The sequence below is a fragment of the Streptomyces sp. NPDC017056 genome (assembly GCF_044332485.1).
GTDB lineage: Bacteria > Actinomycetota > Actinomycetes > Streptomycetales > Streptomycetaceae > Streptomyces.
This window is the reverse complement of sequence record NZ_JBIRPD010000048.1, coordinates 1-1,337: the sequence shown is the minus strand read 5'-3', so window position 1 is coordinate 1,337 and position 1,337 is coordinate 1. Positions and strand designations below refer to the sequence as shown.

1 protein-coding gene is annotated in these 1,337 nt (G+C 71.9%); it reads right to left on the bottom strand.

Annotated features, from left to right (window positions below; translation table 11 throughout):
- Nucleotides 1-1,316, bottom strand: a 1,316-nt coding sequence (locus ACH4OW_RS39070; protein WP_398033691.1) for an AMP-binding protein, incomplete at its 3' end; no start/stop codon positions are given.
- Nucleotides 1,317-1,337: the final 21 nt, after the last annotated feature.

The following is a 1,337-nucleotide window of genomic DNA, read 5'->3' as shown; positions in this document are numbered from 1 at the left end:
CCCGGGCCCGCTACGTACACCTCGCCGACCACGCCCACCGGCACCGGCTGGAGGAACTCGTTGAGCACGAAGACCCGCGCGTTGCCGATCGGCCGGCCTATCGCCGGCGGCGCGTCCTGCGCGGTGATGTCCTCGGCCAGCGGCGTCGCCGTCGTGATCACGGTCGCCTCGGTCGGGCCATAGGTGTTCCACACCCGCGCCCCGGCCCGCCACCGCGCCGCCAAATCGGCCGTCAGACGCTCAGCGCCCAACACCCAGTTCTCCACCCCCGGCACGGCCTCCGGATCCAGCACACCCAGCAGCGACGGCACCACGCTCGCCACCCGGACGCCCGAGGCACGGATCATCTTCGCCAGCGTTTCAGGCTCCGCGCGCTCCTCACTGGAAGCGATGGCCAACGTGCCGCCTCCGCCCAACGTCATCGCTACGTCCAGGACGGCGGCATCGAAGCTGAACGAAGCAAACTGGAGCGCGGTCACGCCTGGAGAGACGCCCAGCACCGGCCGCATGGCCTCGGCAAGGTTCGCCACCCCGCCGTGGGCCACCGCCACGCCCTTGGGCCGGCCCGTGGAGCCCGACGTATAGATGACGTACGCCAGCTGGCCGGGGTCCACCGGCACGCCCAACGGCTCCGGGGACTCCGCGGCGACGGCCCGCTCGACCTCGCTCGTGTCCAGCAGAACGGCGGCGGTCGAACTCGTCTCCAGTGCGGACAGTGTGCCGGTCGTGCCCAGCACCACGGGGGCGCTGCTGTCGGCCACCATGAAGGCCAATCGGTCCACCGGGTAGTCCGGGTCCAGCGGTACGTAAGCGCCGCCGGCCTTCCACACCGCCAGCAGCCCGACCACCATGTCCACCCCGCGCGGCAGGCACAGCCCCACCCTCGACTCACGGCCGACACCCAGACCGGTCAGATACCGCGCCAACCGGTTCGCCCGCGCTTCGAGCTCCCCGTACGACAGCACCTCCGGACCGCACCGCACCGCGGTCACGTCCGGCGCCGCCTCGGCCCGAGCGGCGAACAGCTCGGCGACGCTGCCCGCGGACACCGGCTGTGCGGTGTCGTTCCACTCCTCCACCACCTGCGAACGCTCGGTCCTGCTCAGGACCTCGATCTCGCTGAGACGGATCTTGGGGTTGGCTGCGACCTGTTCCAGTACGCGGGCCAGGCGTGCCGCGATCCCCTCGACCGTCTCCCGGTCGAACAGGTCCGCCGCATACACGATCCCGCCGCCCAGCCCCGCCGGAGCACCGTCACCGTCACGCCGCTCCCCCAGCATCACCGACAGATCGAACCGCGCCGCCGGCGTCGACACCGACGGCACCTCCCCCACCTC